The following is a 14,382-nucleotide window of genomic DNA, read 5'->3' on the forward strand; positions in this document are numbered from 1 at the left end:
GGCCTTCAGGTTATTTGGCGGCGCGGGGCAGGTTGGCCTGGATGATGCGCTGGGCCTCGTCCTCGGCCTTGCCCATCAGACGGTCATACACGCTCGTTTGCGCGACCGGCTGGTGCGCCGGCGCCTGTGCCAGCACCGGGCCGCGATCGTCCGTGATGTCCACGGTCACGTCGGTCGACAAGCCCACGCGAAGTGGGTGCTTGTCCAGTTCCCGGTTGTCCAGCGCGATGCGCACGGGTACGCGCTGCACCACCTTGATCCAGTTGCCGGTGGCGTTCTGCGCCGGCAGCAGCGAGAAGGCGCTGCCGGTGCCGGCGCCCAGGCCGACGACCTTGCCGTGGTATTCCACGTCGCCGCCGTAGACGTCGGCCTCGATGGTGGCCGGCTGGCCGATGCGGATGTGCTGCAGCTGGCCCTCCTTGAAGTTGGCGTCGATCCACAAGTCATGCAGAGGCACCACCGTCATCAGTTGCTGGCCGGGCGCGATGCTGTTGCCCAGTTGCACGCTGCGCTGGGCCACGTAGCCGGACACGGGCGCCAGGATCGCGTTGCGCTGCGCGGCGATCCAGGCGGCGCGGAAGTTGGCGCGGGCCTGCAGTACGGCCGGGTTCTCGGCTACGTCGGTGCCTTCGACCGCGGCATGCGCGGCAGCGGCCTGCGCCTTGGCCGCTTCCAGGCCAGCGCGCGCCTGCGCCACGCCGTCGCGCAGGTGCTGCACGATCTCGGGCGATTCGGCGTGCGCGGTCAGCAGCGGCAGGTGCCGCTTCAGGTCGGCTTCGAGCTTGTCCAGCTCCAGCCGGCGCGCGGTGACCTGCGCGTCGGCGCCGCTGGCCGAGCTGGTCTGCTGGCGCACGCCACGCACCGCCTGGGCAAGCGCGCTGCGTGCCTGAGCCAGACGGACCTGGGCGTCGGTCGGGTCCAGCTTCACCAGCACCTGGCCGGCCTCCACGCGCTGGGTGTCGTCGGCCATGATCGCTACCACGGTGCCGGGCACCTGAGAAGAGATCGTCACCTGGTTGCCGCCGACGTAGGCGTTGTCGGTCTTCTCGCGATGCGAGAACACGAACAGCCACAACACCAGCCAGACGAGCGCGATCAGGATGAACACGCCTGCGACGATGAGCAGTGCGCGCCTGCGCTTGGCCGGATTCTTGGCGGCCAGGCCGCTGTCGTTGTCGGCGGACTTGTCGGCTTCAGTGGCGCTCATGGTCGGCTCCGGGGGAAGGGGAGTTGGATGCGGTTTCGGAAGGGGGTTCGCTGCGATAGCCGCCGCCGAGCGCCTTGATCAGCGCCAGGTCGGTGGCCAGCGCCTGTGCACGGAGCTGGGTCTGCGCGTCGCGCTGCTGCAGCAGGACGAGTTCGGCGGCAAGGCTTTCGCGGCCATCGCGCACGCCCTGGCGCAGGCGGGCCTGGGCGTTGGCGAGCAGGCGCTCGTCTGCGGTCAGTTGCGCCTGCTGCTGCTCGCGCTGCGCGGCCAACTGCTCGGCCCCCAGCGCCTGGGTGGCGACGTCGCGTGCGGCTGCCAGCACCGTGCTGCGGTACTGCGCCACCGCGCTGTCGAGCTGCGCGCGACTGAGACCGTAGTTCGCCTCGAGCGCGCCGCCCTCGAAGATGGGAAGGTGCAGCGCGGGCGTCACCGCGAAGACGCGGCTGCCAGGCGTGAACAGCTTGCCCATGTCGATGCTGGAAAGGCCGGCCAGCGCGGTGAGGCTGAGGTCCGGGAAGAACTGCGCGCGCGCCACGTCGGTCTGCTTGAGCGCGGCCTCGACCTGCCAGCGGCTGGCGGCGATGTCGGGGCGTCGGGCGATCAGGTCCAGGCTCGCGTGCTCGGGCAGGCCGGGGGCGACGGTCGGCAGCGGACTGGCCTTGAGTTCCGGCAGTTCAGACGGCGATACGCCGAGCAGCGAGGCGAGCACCACGCGGTTGATCCTGGCCGAGCCCTCGATGGCGGTGCGCATCTGCCGAAGCTGCGCCAACTGCGCCTGTGCCTGCTCGGCGGTGTCCGCCAGGTCGACGCCCTGGCGTACGCGCAGCTGGGCGATGTGCAGCAACTGTCCGCCGGCGGCGAGCGACTGGTCGGCGAGCGCCAGCCGCGCCTGGTCCGCCTGCCAGCCGAAGTAGGTGCTGGCAACGGCATATTGGAGGGCCAGTGCGGCCGCGCTGCGCTGGGCCTCGGCGGCATGCGCCTGGTCCAGCGCCGCTTCGACCGTCGCGCGTTTCTTGCCCCACCAGTCGAAGTCGTACTTGAGCTGCACGCCCAGATCGGCCTGGCTGTACCAGGTGAAGCCAAGGAACTGCGAAGGAATCAGGCCGTGTTCGCTCATGCGCTGGCGCGCGTACTGCACGTTGCCGTTGACCGTCAGCCCCATCTGGGCAGCGGCCAGGCGGGCGGACTGCTCGGCGCCCTGCACGCGGCTCTGCGCCAGCGCGAGATCCGGCGCCTGGCGCAGGGCCCGGTCCATCAGCTCGTCGAGCTGCGGATCGTCGTAGGCGCGCCACCATTGTGCGTTGGGCCAGCCGGCCCGCGCGGCCGTTTCCAGGCCGGCAAGCGGCACGTCGTCCCGAAGCTGCGGCGGGGACAGCTTCACCGGCGGCGTGGCGCATGCGACCAGTGCCAGCGCGATTGCCGCGGCCAGCGCGGGGCGAAGGCGGAGCAGGGCAGGTTTCATGAAGCGTCCTTCGGGGAGGTGGCCTCGTCCAGTTGGTCGAGGTTGTCGGCGAGCTTGCGCAGCAGGCGGCCGAAACTGCGCTTGTCCGCGTCGTTGAAACCGGCGAATGCCGCGCTCACGCGGGGGAACAGGGGCGGCAGCAGCTTCTGCACGAAGCGACGCCCGGCCGCGGTGATGCGGATCACCACGCGGCGGCGATCTTCCTCGCTGGCACCGCGCGTGATCAGCCCGCGCTTGACCAGCGCGTTGGCGATGCGCGTCATGTTGGTGGCGCCCTGCGAGGTGTACTCGCACAGCTCGCCCGGCGTGGAGCTGCCGTCCGGTCGGCTGTAGAGGATCATCAGCGTGAGGAAGTCGCTGTGGTTGACCTTGTGCGGCTTGAGCGCCTCTTCCACTGCCTCGTCGAACGCGTGGCCGACCATCAACAGCAGGCGGGTGAGGCGGGCTTCGGTGGCGGGCATGTCGGGGATCACCTGGCTCACGCGGCCAATCCCCTCGTCCATCATCAGGATGCAATCGCTCAGGCGCGCCATTTCACCAGCTCATATTTCACCAGTGAACAAAAATAGCGCGGGTGGAAAACCCAGGCAAGTGCCGCTGGAGGCAAACGGGCGAGACGGGTGCCCCGCCGCGTCGCGGGTCGCGCAGAGGGTGCGTTACTACAGGGAAGGTGGAGGGGCGAGGCCGAATAGTCGGCAGGCATTTGCCGTGGTGGCGGCGGCGATGGCCTCTGCGGACTCACCGCGCAGTTCGGCGATCGTCCGCAACGTTTCCAGCATGCGGACCGGTTCGTTGCGTGCACCCTGATGGCCGGCATTGGGCTGGTCGGGCGCGTCCGTCTCCAGCAGCAGATGGCCGATCGGCATGTTCGCGACCAGGCTGCGCAGGCGTTTGGCGCGCGGGTAGGTGACCGGGCCACCGATGCCGAGCATGAATCCCATGTCGTAGAGCCGCTCGGCCTGTTGCTCGCTCCCGGCGAAGCTGTGTACCACCCCGCGCAGGCCGGGAAAGTGCTTGAGGGCGAGCACGACTTCTTCCACCGCCCGGCGCGCATGTACGATCACCGGCAACTCGAACTGCTGCGCCAATGCCAATTGTTGTTCGAAGTAGGACTGCTGCTGCTCGCGGTCGAGTGCCTCCACGTAAAAGTCCAACCCGATCTCGCCCAATGCGACCGCGTCCCCGTGGTGCAGACGTTCGCGCAGCAGTTGCAGGTGCTCGGGCCGGTGTTGCGCAAGGAACAGCGGGTGCAGGCCGTATGCGGGGTAAAGCCCCCGGTGGCGCTGGCACAACGCCTCGATACGCGGCCAGCTCGCCGCGTCGATGCCCGGAACCACCATCGAACGCACGCCCGCCGCGGCGGCGCAGGCCAATACCTGCGCACGGTCGCCATCGAAGCTTGCATCGTCGATATGCACGTGGCTGTCGACCAGCCAGGGGGCGGGCAGGGAGGCAGGCGGATGTGAGTGTTCCGTCACGCGTTCATCACTTCGGTTGCGCATAGGGAAGAATGTCTAGGCCGGATTCAGTATGGCGAAGGTTCAATGGTCCCGCAGGTGAAGGGTGGACGCATGGCGCGCCCGCCACGCCGCAATGAAACGAAGGAGATGCAAGTCATGAACAGGTTGATGGTCAATGCGCTTCAGGTGGGGATCGCGGCAGCGCTCGCGATGGGCATTTCGGCTTGCAACCGCGACGCCAGCGCCGATGCCGGCCTGGCCAATGCCGCGTCCACCGCCCCGGGCGCGGACAATGGCGTCAAGTACGCGCGGGTGGTCAGCGTCGACCCGATTCGCAAGACGGTGAACAATCCGCGCCAGGTGTGCCATGACGAGGTGGTTACGCATAACGAGCCCCCGAAGGACCAGCACCAGATCGCCGGCACGGCGATCGGCGCGGTCGCCGGTGGCCTGCTCGGCCACCAGGTCGGCGGCGGCAAGGGCAAGACCCTGGCCACCGTTGCCGGCGCGGTCGCGGGCGGTTACGCGGGCAAGAAGATTCAGGAGAACCGCCAGGAGGCCAAGGTCACCACCACGACCGAGCGCAAGTGCGAGACGGTCAACGACTCCAGCACCAAGGTGGTCGGCTACAACGTGCGCTACGAGTACAACGGCGTCACCCGCACCACGCGCATGGACCATGATCCGGGCGATCGCGTGCAGGTGCAGGAGGGCGTCGTCTCGGTCTCCGACGCGCAGTAAGCTGACACAACCTATGCGGTCCATGGACGGACCGCACGCGATCATCGACCCCATCCCACATCGAGGAGTCGCGTCATGTTCAACCGATCCCGCAATGTCGCGCTGGCCGCCGTCCTGGCGAGCAGCCTTGCCCTCGGCGGTTGCGCCACGGGTCCTTACAACAACAATGGCGGCTACAACAATGGTGGCTACCAGAGTTCCGGCTACGGCAGTTCCCGCTGCCAGAGCTGCGGTGTGGTGCAGGACGTCCAGCAGGTCTACGTGCAGGACAGCGGCCACGGCACGTTGGGTGCGGTGATCGGCGCAGTGGCCGGTGGCGTGCTCGGTAACCAGATTGGCAAGGGCGATGGTCGCAAGGCGGCGACGGTCGCCGGCGCCGTAGCTGGCGGCGTGGTCGGCAATCAGGTCGGCAAGCGTTCGGGCAACGGCGAGATTCCCGCCTGGCGCATCACGGTACGCCTGGACAACGGGCAATACGCCACGGTGACGCAGAAGGAAGATCCCGGCCTTCGCGTCGGCGACTACGCGCAAGTTCGCGGCGACCACGTCTACGCCATGTAGCTACGGACGTATAGACGTCCAAAAGAAAGGCCCTCTCGCGAGGGCCTTTTTACTGCCGGAAACCTTTGTCAGTTGACCGCGTAGAAGCGGTGCTCGCCGATCGTGGTGCTGGTGTGGTTGAGCGACCACGCCGGCGCGATCGCAACGGTGGCGAAGTGGTCTGCGTGCGGGACGAGCAGCTGGCGCTGGGCCAGCGGCAAGGCCCAGTTCTCCATCGAGTAGCCGGCGACCTTCCAGGCCTTGGCGAAGGCCTTGAAATTCGCAATGTCGTAGGAGCCGGGCGTGGCCGTGATGGCGAACTGATGAGGGGCCGCCACCACCTTGCAGACGGTGTCGCCCCAGCGGCCGCGTTCGCGGCGACGCAGCGCGACTTCCGCAACGGCGAGCTGACCGATGGTCGACTCGCTGCGGGCCTCCAGATACACGGTCGTCGCCAGGCAGGCCTGGTCGGCGATCGGCTGGGGCAGTACGGACGTCAGCCACAACAGCATGGAAAGTTTCATTGTCTGCCTCCAGCGTGCTGTACGCGCGGGATGAAACTTCCATCTCGTGCGCCGTTGCGGTGGACGGGCGGGCAGGCCGTTACCACCTGGATTGATCGCCGCGACCGAAACAAGAGTCGTGACGCTTTGCCACGGGAGTGTGGCGTTGGGCCGGCTGGTCCGGAGCCGGCGTGATCGTTGGCGCGCGCACTGTCGGTCGCGACCGTCTTCTGGTCTGCGCGAGGGCGGCTGCTGCCTGGATTGTTTCCGCGTGGAGCGGGTGTTCCATCCGGCGATCTTTCTGCCGGGTCGCGCCGATCCGGACCCCTCCGGTTCGTCGCGTGCAGATGCCCGTGAGCGATGGGCATCAATCGAAAGTCGGCGGGAGCGTAGTCGTGGTGAAGCCGGCTGGCAAGTGCCGGACCGGTGCAGTTTAGATTCGGCTCACGTTCATTCACTACGCATGCGCGGCGAGTGAATGGCGCTCATGCAAGGCAGATCCCGATTCGCGTGACGGCGCAAGAAAGGCAGCCGGTTTGCGTGGAAAATCCATTGTGAGGGCTCGCCGCGTGAACGAGGTGTGCAAGTGGGCTCGCCAGGCGACGGCCCTCGCGCGTGCTCAGGCGAAGCCCGTGTGCCTGCCAGCCTGCCGCTGGACAACCATCGTTCACCGCCATTGAACCGCTGCCGTGATGTGCTTCGACGCCGTTCCTGCAGGACAAGTTCATGGCCGTCCGATTGAGGCCGCTCGACCAGCAGACCGTGGTCATCACCGGTGCTTCCAGTGGCATCGGCTTGTGTACGGCGTTGCTCGCCGCGGAGAAGGGCGCACGCGTTGTGCTGGCCGCGCGCAGCGCTGGCACGCTGGAGGCTGTCGTGAAGCAGATCGCCGAGGCGGGGCACGAGGCGATCGCGCTGCCCACCGACGTCGGTGACCGGGAGCAACTGCAAGACCTCGCGGCGGCCGCGATCCAGCGCTTCGGACGCATCGATACCTGGGTGAACGATGCCGGCGTGGCGATCTATGGAAAGCTCGACGAAGTGAGCGAGGCGGACAGCCGTCGTCTGTTCGACACCAACTTCTGGGGCGTGGTCAATGGATCGCTGGTGGCGTTGCCCTATCTGCGAGAAAGCGGTGGCGCGCTGATCAACATCGGCAGCGAGGTGTCCGACGCGGTCATTCCTTTTCAGGGCATGTATTCGGCCTCCAAGCATGCCGTGAAGGGCTTCACCGACGCCTTGCGCGTGGAGGTGGAGGAACTGGACCAAGCGCCGGTGTCGATCACCTTGATCCAGCCGACCGCGGTCAACACGCCTTATCCGCAGCACGCGCGCAATTACATGGCACAGGAACCGAAGCTTCCCTCGCCGATGATCGACCCGCATCGCGTCGCCGAGGCGATTCTCGAGGCGGCGACGGAGGGCGGTCGCGATGTCACCGTCGAAGCTGCTGCCATCGCTGGGCGACAAGATAGCGGCCATGCAGGCGGATCGGCAGCAGCGCGACATGCCGGCGAGAGCGCCGGAAGGAACCCTGTTCCGCGCCGGTGGCGGCAGGCAGGTGTACGGAAGCGCGCCGCACTAGAGGTCGCGTCCGCGTACCCTCCCTACGCGGCAGCGTCGTGGAAGATGATCCCGAGCGTGTAGCGTGACCCGCTGCGCAGCCGGCTCACGCCATGGCGCAGGTTCACCCGGTAGCTGCCGCGCGTGCCCTGCACGGGGCGATGGTGTACCGCGAAGATCACGGCATCCCCCTGCGCAAGCGGCACCACCTCGGCGCGCGACTGCATGCGCGGCCGCTGCTCGGTAAGCACGAACTCGCCACCGGTGAAGTCGACGCCCGGCACGGACAGCAGGATGGCCATCTGCAACGGGAATACGTGCTCCCCGTACAGGTCCTGATGCAGGCAGTTGTAGTCGTCCGTCTGGTAGCGCAGCAGCAACGGCGTGGGCCGCGTCTGGCCGGCGGCGTGGCAGCGCGCGAGATAGTCCGCGTGCGTCGGCGGGTATCGAACCTCGATCCCCATCGCTTCGTTCCACCGGTTGGCCAGTGGTACCAGCCGTGGATAAATGCCAGTGCGCAGCGCCTCGACCTGCGCCGGCAGGGGATAACCGAAGTACTGGTATTCACCGCGTCCGAAACCGTGCCGTGCCATCACGACCCGACTGCGGAACGGCTCGCTTCGGCTGTAGAGCGCCGCCAGCTCGCGGCAGGTCCGTGGCGATAGCAAGCCAGGCAACATGGCATACCCATGGGCGTCGAGCGCGGCATGAGTGGCCGGCCAGTCGATGGCGTGCAGCGCGTCGGCAGGAGCTTGATCGGTCATCCCGTCAGAATCGTTCGCGCCGCGCGCCTGCGCCCTCCGGATCTTGCGCTTCGTCCTCATCGGCCTGGTCGCCGCGAACCTGCGCATGGCTGATGAGCGCAAAAATGCAGCTCCCGCCGACAATGTTGCCCGCCAGCGTGGGCAGCGCGAATTCCGTGACGAAACCGCCGAAGGAAAGTCCTCCGGCGAATACCAGATAGAAGGTCTCCACCGACCCCACGATGATGTGGGTGAAGCCGCCCAGCGCGATCAGGTAAGTCGTCAGCACGATCACGGCGATCTTCGCGTGCTCGGCCGCCGGCACCAGCCACACCATGGTGGCGATCAGCCAGCCGGCGACGATGCCCTTGGTGAACATCTGCAGCGGCGTGTTGCCCATGACTTCGGTGCCGATGCCCAGCAGCGCCGTCCGTGTGGGCTCGTCGAACAGCTGCATGTGCAGGATGCCGTAGGCAAACAGCGCGGTGCCGACCAGGTTGCCGGCGAACACCACCGACCAGAGCCGCAGCAGCGAGCCGAGCTTGCGCAGGTTCGGGTGCGTCATCAGCGGCAGCACCGCGGTCATCGTGTTCTCGGTGAACAACTGCTGGCGGGCAAGGATGACCACCAGGAAGCCGAACGGATAGCCCAGGCTCTCGATGAGGAAGGCACCCGGTACGCCCTCCAGATGCCGGTGCAACAGGCCCCGAGCCAGCATCGAAAATCCCATCGACAGTCCGGCGGCGAGCGCCGAGAGACTCAGCGCGAGCAGGCCACGACCGAGCTCCTCCTCGCCTTCGAGGCGGATGGTCTCGTGCAGCACGGCCACCCGCGGCGGGCGCTTCTGTTCGACCTCGCCCCGTTCCTGGCGCGACAGCGAAAAGCCGTCGCGGGCGTCGGCTTCGTTCGGATCCTCGGCGCCGGCAAGGCGCTGGCGTCCGGTTGGCTGGGGCATGCGGGGGTCCTCCGGCGGACCCTGCACGCTACGACGCACCGCGTATGCGGAGCGTCGCCTCAGGCGGGGACGTCGACCAGCACCAGTTCGGCGTCCTCGAGCGCGGTGACCCGGAGCGCGGGCTCGTCGCGGATGGCCGCACCGTCGCGCGCATCGATGCGCACGCCATTGACCTCGAGGGCACCTTTGGCCGGGACCAGGTACGCATAGCGACCGGCGCCCAGCGGATAGTCCGCCTGCTCGCCAGCACGCAGCGTGGCGCCCAGGACGCGCGCCTGCGCGCGCAGCGGCAGGGCCTCGGGGTCGCCCGGAAGGCCGCTCGCCAGCGCGACGAAACGCCCGGCCCGCTCGCCGGCGGGGAAGGGGCGGGCTCCCCAGGAGGGCGCGCCCCCCGTCCGGTCGGGAATGATCCAGATCTGGAAGATGCGGGTGGTGTCGGGCTCCAGGTTGTATTCGGCGTGCGTGATGCCGCTGCCCGCGCTCATCACCTGCACGTCGCCCGCGACGGTGCGCCCCTCGTTGCCCAGGTTGTCGCGGTGGCTGATCGCACCCTCGCGCACGTAGGTGATGATCTCCATGTCCGCATGCGGGTGCGGCGGGAAGCCGCTGCGCGGCGCGATGGTGTCGTCGTTCCATACGCGCAGCGCACCCCAGCCCATGCGGGCGGGATCGTGGTAGCTGGCGAAGGAGAAGTGGTGTTTGGCATCGAGCCAGCCGTGGTTGGCCCCGCCCAAGGTGTCAAAAGCCCTGCGTTCGATCATCGTGCCCTCCTGCCAGGCGTGGTTGCCGGCCAGACAAGCAAGGTAAGGGTGCGCTACGCGCCGGCAAATGGCCGTGGATTGAACGCATCGTTCGCCGGCTGGCACCCATTGACCGGGGCGCGCAGGCATGGGTTAGGCTAGCGCCGGGGACATCCAGGAGTGCGCGTGATGCGCAGGCGACTATTGTTGGCTTGGCTGCTGGCCGGCTGCGCGGGCCCGTTGTGGGCTGGCCAATTGGTGGTGCGGGTCAGCGACAGCGGCGGACATGCGGTAGGCGATGCGGTAGTGACCGTGACCCCGTCCAGCCCGTCGGCCCAGCCGGCGCCCGCGCCGGTGACCCGCTACGTCGACCAGCGAGACGAGACCTTCATTCCCTACGTGCAGGTGGTCCGGCCGGGCGACCGCGTGGTCTTCCGCAACAGCGACGGCACGCGCCACCACGTCTATTCGTTCTCCGAGGCCAAGGCGTTCGAGTTCCTGCTGCGCCCGGGCGAGAGCTCGCCGCCGACGACGCTCGACAGGCCCGGCCTGGTCGCGGTCGGCTGCAACATTCACGACCACATGATCGCCTACCTGATGATCACGTCCGAGCAGGCCAAGGTGACGCCCTCGCAGGGGCAGGTGGTGTTCGACCAGCTTCCGCCGGGGAGCTACACGGTGGCCGTGTGGCATCCGCAACTGCGGCCCGGCCAGGCGCAGCCCAGCGAGGTAGCGGCGGTGGGCGAGGGGACGGATGCGCAACATGCCGACTTCACCCTGTCGCTGATTCCCGATCCGCGCGGGTTCACCGATCGCGAGCACCTGGACTACTGAGCCCATGCGCACCGTGGTCGGCTTCCGCCTCCGTCTCGCGCTGTTCTTCGTCGCCACGCTGGTGACGGTGCAGTTGTTGACGGCCGCGCTGGTCTACGGCGTGACCCGTCGCGCGATGGTCAGCGAAGGCGAGCGCCAGCTGGCAGTCAACGCGCAGGCCTTCGTCGCGCAGATGGACGACCTCTCGGCCCGCGTGGCGGGCAACGTGGAGGTGATGGCGCTGGACTATGCGCTGCGCTCGGCCATCGCCGAACGCGACCACGGGACGGTGTTCTCCGTGCTGCGCAACCACGGGCGCCGCGTCGGCGCCTCGCGCATGCAACTGGTGGGGCTGGACGGCGTGGTCGAGGTGGACACCGCCGACACCCACGCCAACGGCAAGCGATTCGCCTTTCCGGACTTGGTGGAGCATGCCTTCGACCGGCGCGTCGCCGCGGTGGTGGCACTCCAGGCAAAGGCCTACTGGGTGGTGGTCGTACCGATCTACGCGCCGCAGCCGGTGGGCCTGGTGGTCGTCTATGTGCCGCTGGACGATGCATTGCTGGCCCACTTGCGAGAACTGTCCGCGCTGCCGGGCAACATCGAACTGGCGGTGCGGCCGGACGCTTCGGGCTGGGTCGCCGCGGCGCAGGGGCTCCGGCATACGGGGCTCGTCGCCAGCCTGGCCGGGCAGGAGCTGCCGACCAGTCCGGCGGTGCGCCGCATCCAGGGCCACGAATACCTGGTGCTGGCGCAGCCGCTGAGCCAGGCGCGCAGCAGTGCACCGGTGGTGGCCGTGCTGGGTTACTCGCTGGGCGATGCCTTGCGGCCGTTCCGCGCGGTGGTGATCGCCTGGGGCTTCCTGCTGGGGCTGGGCCTGGTGGTCGGGCTGATCGGCGCGTGGTTGACCGCGCGCAGCGTGTCGCGTCCGGTGGAATCGCTGGCTGGCGCGGCGCGGAGGATCGAAGCGGGCGATTACCGCGCGCTGCCGAATCTCCATCGCCGCGACGAACTCGGCCAGCTGGCGGCGGCTTTCGGCACGATGGCCGAAGCGGTACGCCAGCGCGAGGAGCGCATCCGCCAGCAGGCCCTGCACGACCAGGTCACCGATCTGCCCAACCGGGTGGCGGCCGAGGCGACGATCGACCGCGCGCGCGACAGCGGCACGACCCACGGCGCGCTGCTGATGGTCGGCCTCACGCGCGTGCCCGACATCATCAAGACCATGGGCCACGGCCTGTATGACCGGCTGATGCGCGAAGTCGGCGCCCGCCTGGGTCGCGTCGCCGCGAAGGCCTACCTGGCGCGCGCGACCGACACGCAGTTCGTCGCCTGGCTGCCCGGCGCGGACCGGACCGAGGCGGTCGCCGCGGCGCTGCGCATCCTGGACGCCCTGAACGCCCCTTATGTCGAGGCGGACGTCAGCGTCGACACCTTGCCGGCAATCGGCATCGCCATGTATCCGGAAGATGGCGCGTTGGCCTCGGTGCTGTTGCGCCATGGCGAGGTGGCCCAGTTCGCGGCCACCGGCTCGACCCGTCCACTGGCGTTCTACGACGTGGCGACCGACCCGCACCGGACCGAGCGCCTGTCGCTGATGGGCGAGTTGCGCGAAGCGCTCGACCACGACCACCTGCTGCTGCACTACCAGCCCAAGCTTGCGCTGGACACGCGTCGCGTGGACGGCGTCGAGGCGCTGGTGCGCTGGCACCATCCGCGTCGCGGGATCGTGCCGCCGCAGGACTTCATCGGCATGGCCGAGGACACCGGCAACATCCAGCGGCTGACCCGCTGGGCGCTGGCTGCCGGTATCGCGCAGGCCAGCCGCTGGCACGCGCGCGGGCTCCCCCTGAACGTGGCGGTGAACCTCTCGGCGAGGGACCTGGAAGAACCCGAGCTGCCGTTGCGCATCGGGCGCCTGCTCTCCATCCATGGACTGCCGCCGGGCAAGCTCACGGTAGAAATCACCGAACGCGCCGTGATCGGCGAGCCGGAAACGGCGATCCGTGTCCTGCGCGGGCTGGCTGATCTGGGCGTCGGCATCGCGGTGGACGACTTCGGTGTGGGCCAGTCCGCCTTCGCCTACCTGCGGCACCTGCCGGTGAGCGAGCTGAAGATCGACCAGACCTTCGTCCGCCACCTGGCGCGTGACGCCATCGACCAGACCATCGTGCGTTCGATCGTCGAACTCGGGCATCGCCTGGGCTTCCGCGTCACCGCGGAGGGCGTGGAGGACGAAGGCGCGCTGGAACAGCTCGCGGCGATCGGCTGCGACCATGCGCAGGGCTTCTTCATCGCCCGTCCGCTGCCGGCGACCGAGCTGGCGGGTTTTGCCTTCGAGCGGGCCGGAGTGGCATGAGGCCTCGCTTTCGCCGTCTCACCCTGGCCTGCCTGATGGCGTCGCCGCTGGCCGGGCACGCCCAGGATTTCAGCCTGCACGGTTATGTCGATGGCCGCCTCGTCGCCGCGCCGGGAGAGCGCAGCTGGGTCGAGGGCGGGCTCGGCAAGACGCGTTTCGGCGGAGGCGACGTCGAGGCGCGCTTCGGCGGTGCCGCGCTGGTCGGCACCGCGCAGCTCACACCCGCGCTGCTTGCCTTCGCGGGCGTGCAACTGCAGGACGGCGACCGCGCCGGCGTGGACGTGCTGGAGGCCTACCTGCGCTGGCGCCCGGTATCGACGATCCGTTGGCGTGGCTCGGTGCAGGCCGGCGCGTTCTTTCCGCCGGTCTCGCTGGAGAACGACGCCATCGGCTGGACCAGTCCCTGGACGATCACGCCCTCGGCGATCAACAGCTGGGTCGGCGAGGAACTGCGTGCGGTCGGGGTCGAGGGCCGCATCGAGCGGCGCGGCGAGATCGCCATCTGGGAACTGCGCGGCGCGCTGTTCCAGCGCAACGATCCGGCAGGCAACCTGCTGGCAGTCCGCGGCTGGTCGCTCAGCGACCTGACCTACGGGATCGGCAGCCGCCTGCGCGAGCCGGACGCCTACGTGCGCGACGACGGCGAGGAGCCGCCGATGCGCTACGACCCGTTCCGGCGCATCGGCCACCAGTGGGGCAACTACGCCCAGCTCACCTGGCGCGCGCGCGGCCGGGGACGGCTCAGCCTGATGCACTACGACAACCACGCCGATCCCCAGGCCTGGCAACCCTACGAGGGTGGCGAGCGCCTGTACGCCTGGCGCACCCGCTTCTGGAGCCTGGGCGCCAGCGCCGACACCGGTCCGATCACCTGGCTGGCGCAGGCGATGGACGGCGATACAGTGATCGAACCGGTTCCGGGCCTGGTCTTCACCACCCGCTACCGCGCCGCCTACCTGCTGGCTGGCTGGAACCGCGGCGCGTGGCGGCCGGCCCTGCGGCTGGACCACTTCAGCACGCGCGAACTGCCTGGCACGCCGGGCCTGCACGAGGGCGAGCACGGCAACGCTGTCACCGCCGCGATCAACTGGCGTCCGCATGACTGGCTGCGCCTGACCTTCGAGGTGCTGCACATCGACAGCACGCGCACCGTCCGCGCCGACTACGGCCTGCGGCCGCACACCCGCGGTACCCAGGCGCAGTTGAGCGTGCGCCTTTTCTACTGACCCGTTCCCCGCGCAATCGCGACACCCGCCGCGTATCCGGGCGCGGTGGCGCTTTGCTATCCTTCGCCGT

General features: G+C 68.7%; 14 protein-coding genes. 6 read left to right on the top strand and 8 right to left on the bottom strand.

Features of this window, described 5'->3' with window-relative positions:
- Positions 1–10 precede the first annotated feature (10 nt).
- The 4 genes from ACFWZU_RS06835 to ACFWZU_RS06850 all read right to left on the bottom strand — a co-directional run bounded on the left by ACFWZU_RS06835 (position 11) and on the right by ACFWZU_RS06850 (position 4,102).
- Entirely contained in the window at positions 11–1,207 is a 1,197-nt protein-coding gene (locus tag ACFWZU_RS06835; RefSeq protein ID WP_439700658.1) for an HlyD family secretion protein, read from the bottom strand.
- Positions 1,194–2,669 (bottom strand): efflux transporter outer membrane subunit, encoded by a 1,476-nt coding sequence (locus ACFWZU_RS06840; RefSeq protein ID WP_439700659.1) that lies wholly within the window; start codon positions 2,667–2,669, stop codon positions 1,194–1,196. The genes ACFWZU_RS06835 and ACFWZU_RS06840 overlap by 14 nt, the downstream gene beginning before the upstream one ends.
- A complete protein-coding gene (locus ACFWZU_RS06845; protein WP_439700660.1) occupies positions 2,666–3,202 on the bottom strand; it encodes a MarR family winged helix-turn-helix transcriptional regulator in 537 nt (178 codons plus the stop codon). Before ACFWZU_RS06845 ends, ACFWZU_RS06840 begins: the two co-directional genes overlap by 4 nt.
- A gap of 126 nt (positions 3,203–3,328) precedes the next feature.
- Complete coding sequence (locus ACFWZU_RS06850; protein ID WP_439700780.1) at positions 3,329–4,102, bottom strand: TatD family hydrolase; 774 nt, start codon at positions 4,100–4,102, stop codon at positions 3,329–3,331.
- A 183-nt stretch (positions 4,103–4,285) separates the two neighbouring features.
- On the opposite strand from ACFWZU_RS06850, the gene ACFWZU_RS06855 reads away from it, so the two are divergent.
- Together ACFWZU_RS06855 and ACFWZU_RS06860 are read left to right on the top strand one after the other, a co-directional pair.
- Complete coding sequence (locus ACFWZU_RS06855) at positions 4,286–4,870, top strand: glycine zipper 2TM domain-containing protein (RefSeq protein WP_439700661.1); 585 nt, start codon at positions 4,286–4,288, stop codon at positions 4,868–4,870.
- A 75-nt stretch (positions 4,871–4,945) separates the two neighbouring features.
- The gene (locus tag ACFWZU_RS06860; RefSeq protein ID WP_439700662.1) at positions 4,946–5,431 is read left to right on the top strand and encodes a glycine zipper 2TM domain-containing protein; all 486 of its coding nucleotides are present in this window, start codon (positions 4,946–4,948) and stop codon (positions 5,429–5,431) included.
- Between the two features lie 68 nt (positions 5,432–5,499).
- Here ACFWZU_RS06860 and ACFWZU_RS06865 read toward each other — a convergent pair whose 3' ends face one another.
- On the bottom strand, positions 5,500–5,934 hold the full coding sequence (locus tag ACFWZU_RS06865; RefSeq protein WP_439700663.1) for a cell wall hydrolase: 435 nt from the start codon (positions 5,932–5,934) through the stop codon (positions 5,500–5,502).
- Positions 5,935–6,639: 705 nt separating this feature from the next.
- On the opposite strand from ACFWZU_RS06865, the gene ACFWZU_RS06870 reads away from it, so the two are divergent.
- Positions 6,640–7,560, top strand: coding sequence for an SDR family oxidoreductase (locus ACFWZU_RS06870; RefSeq protein WP_439700664.1), 921 nt, complete (start codon positions 6,640–6,642; stop codon positions 7,558–7,560).
- Here ACFWZU_RS06870 and ACFWZU_RS06875 read toward each other — a convergent pair.
- The 3 genes from ACFWZU_RS06875 to ACFWZU_RS06885 are packed head-to-tail and all read right to left on the bottom strand — an operon-like array spanning position 7,521 to position 9,935.
- Positions 7,521–8,240 carry a 2OG-Fe(II) oxygenase gene (locus ACFWZU_RS06875; RefSeq protein WP_439700665.1) on the bottom strand — a complete coding sequence of 240 codons (720 nt, stop codon included), beginning with the start codon at positions 8,238–8,240 and terminating at the stop codon, positions 7,521–7,523. The genes ACFWZU_RS06870 and ACFWZU_RS06875 overlap by 40 nt on opposite strands.
- Before the next feature lie 4 nt (positions 8,241–8,244).
- Entirely contained in the window at positions 8,245–9,174 is a 930-nt protein-coding gene (locus tag ACFWZU_RS06880) for a formate/nitrite transporter family protein (RefSeq protein WP_439700666.1), read from the bottom strand.
- A 59-nt stretch (positions 9,175–9,233) separates the two neighbouring features.
- Entirely contained in the window at positions 9,234–9,935 is a 702-nt protein-coding gene (locus ACFWZU_RS06885) for a pirin family protein (protein WP_439700667.1), read from the bottom strand.
- A 168-nt stretch (positions 9,936–10,103) separates the two neighbouring features.
- Here ACFWZU_RS06885 and ACFWZU_RS06890 point away from each other — a divergent pair, with 168 nt between their 5' ends.
- Genes ACFWZU_RS06890 through ACFWZU_RS06900 form a run of 3 tightly spaced genes read left to right on the top strand, consistent with a single transcriptional unit; the run spans position 10,104 to position 14,312 of the window.
- A complete protein-coding gene (locus tag ACFWZU_RS06890; protein ID WP_439700668.1) occupies positions 10,104–10,748 on the top strand; it encodes a methylamine utilization protein in 645 nt (214 codons plus the stop codon).
- A gap of 4 nt (positions 10,749–10,752) precedes the next feature.
- Complete coding sequence (locus tag ACFWZU_RS06895) at positions 10,753–13,086, top strand: putative bifunctional diguanylate cyclase/phosphodiesterase (protein ID WP_439700669.1); 2,334 nt, start codon at positions 10,753–10,755, stop codon at positions 13,084–13,086.
- Positions 13,083–14,312 carry a hypothetical protein gene (locus ACFWZU_RS06900; RefSeq protein ID WP_439700670.1) on the top strand — a complete coding sequence of 410 codons (1,230 nt, stop codon included), beginning with the start codon at positions 13,083–13,085 and terminating at the stop codon, positions 14,310–14,312. Before ACFWZU_RS06895 ends, ACFWZU_RS06900 begins: the two co-directional genes overlap by 4 nt.
- Positions 14,313–14,382 lie beyond the last annotated feature (70 nt).

This window comes from Frateuria sp. GZRR33 (assembly GCF_051900425.1).
Classification (GTDB): Bacteria; Pseudomonadota; Gammaproteobacteria; order Xanthomonadales; family Rhodanobacteraceae; genus Frateuria_A.

Coding starts and splice junctions, on each gene's coding strand:
- ACFWZU_RS06835 (WP_439700658.1), bottom strand. CDS start 1,207: ATGAGCGCCACTGAAGCCGACAAGTCCGCCGACAACGACAGCGGCCTG.
- ACFWZU_RS06840 (WP_439700659.1), bottom strand. CDS start 2,669: ATGAAACCTGCCCTGCTCCGCCTTCGCCCCGCGCTGGCCGCGGCAATC.
- ACFWZU_RS06845 (WP_439700660.1), bottom strand. CDS start 3,202: ATGGCGCGCCTGAGCGATTGCATCCTGATGATGGACGAGGGGATTGGC.
- ACFWZU_RS06855 (WP_439700661.1), top strand. CDS start 4,286: ATGAACAGGTTGATGGTCAATGCGCTTCAGGTGGGGATCGCGGCAGCG.
- ACFWZU_RS06860 (WP_439700662.1), top strand. CDS start 4,946: ATGTTCAACCGATCCCGCAATGTCGCGCTGGCCGCCGTCCTGGCGAGC.
- ACFWZU_RS06865 (WP_439700663.1), bottom strand. CDS start 5,934: ATGAAACTTTCCATGCTGTTGTGGCTGACGTCCGTACTGCCCCAGCCG.
- ACFWZU_RS06870 (WP_439700664.1), top strand. CDS start 6,640: ATGGCCGTCCGATTGAGGCCGCTCGACCAGCAGACCGTGGTCATCACC.
- ACFWZU_RS06875 (WP_439700665.1), bottom strand. CDS start 8,240: ATGACCGATCAAGCTCCTGCCGACGCGCTGCACGCCATCGACTGGCCG.
- ACFWZU_RS06880 (WP_439700666.1), bottom strand. CDS start 9,174: ATGCCCCAGCCAACCGGACGCCAGCGCCTTGCCGGCGCCGAGGATCCG.
- ACFWZU_RS06885 (WP_439700667.1), bottom strand. CDS start 9,935: ATGATCGAACGCAGGGCTTTTGACACCTTGGGCGGGGCCAACCACGGC.
- ACFWZU_RS06890 (WP_439700668.1), top strand. CDS start 10,104: ATGCGCAGGCGACTATTGTTGGCTTGGCTGCTGGCCGGCTGCGCGGGC.
- ACFWZU_RS06895 (WP_439700669.1), top strand. CDS start 10,753: ATGCGCACCGTGGTCGGCTTCCGCCTCCGTCTCGCGCTGTTCTTCGTC.
- ACFWZU_RS06900 (WP_439700670.1), top strand. CDS start 13,083: ATGAGGCCTCGCTTTCGCCGTCTCACCCTGGCCTGCCTGATGGCGTCG.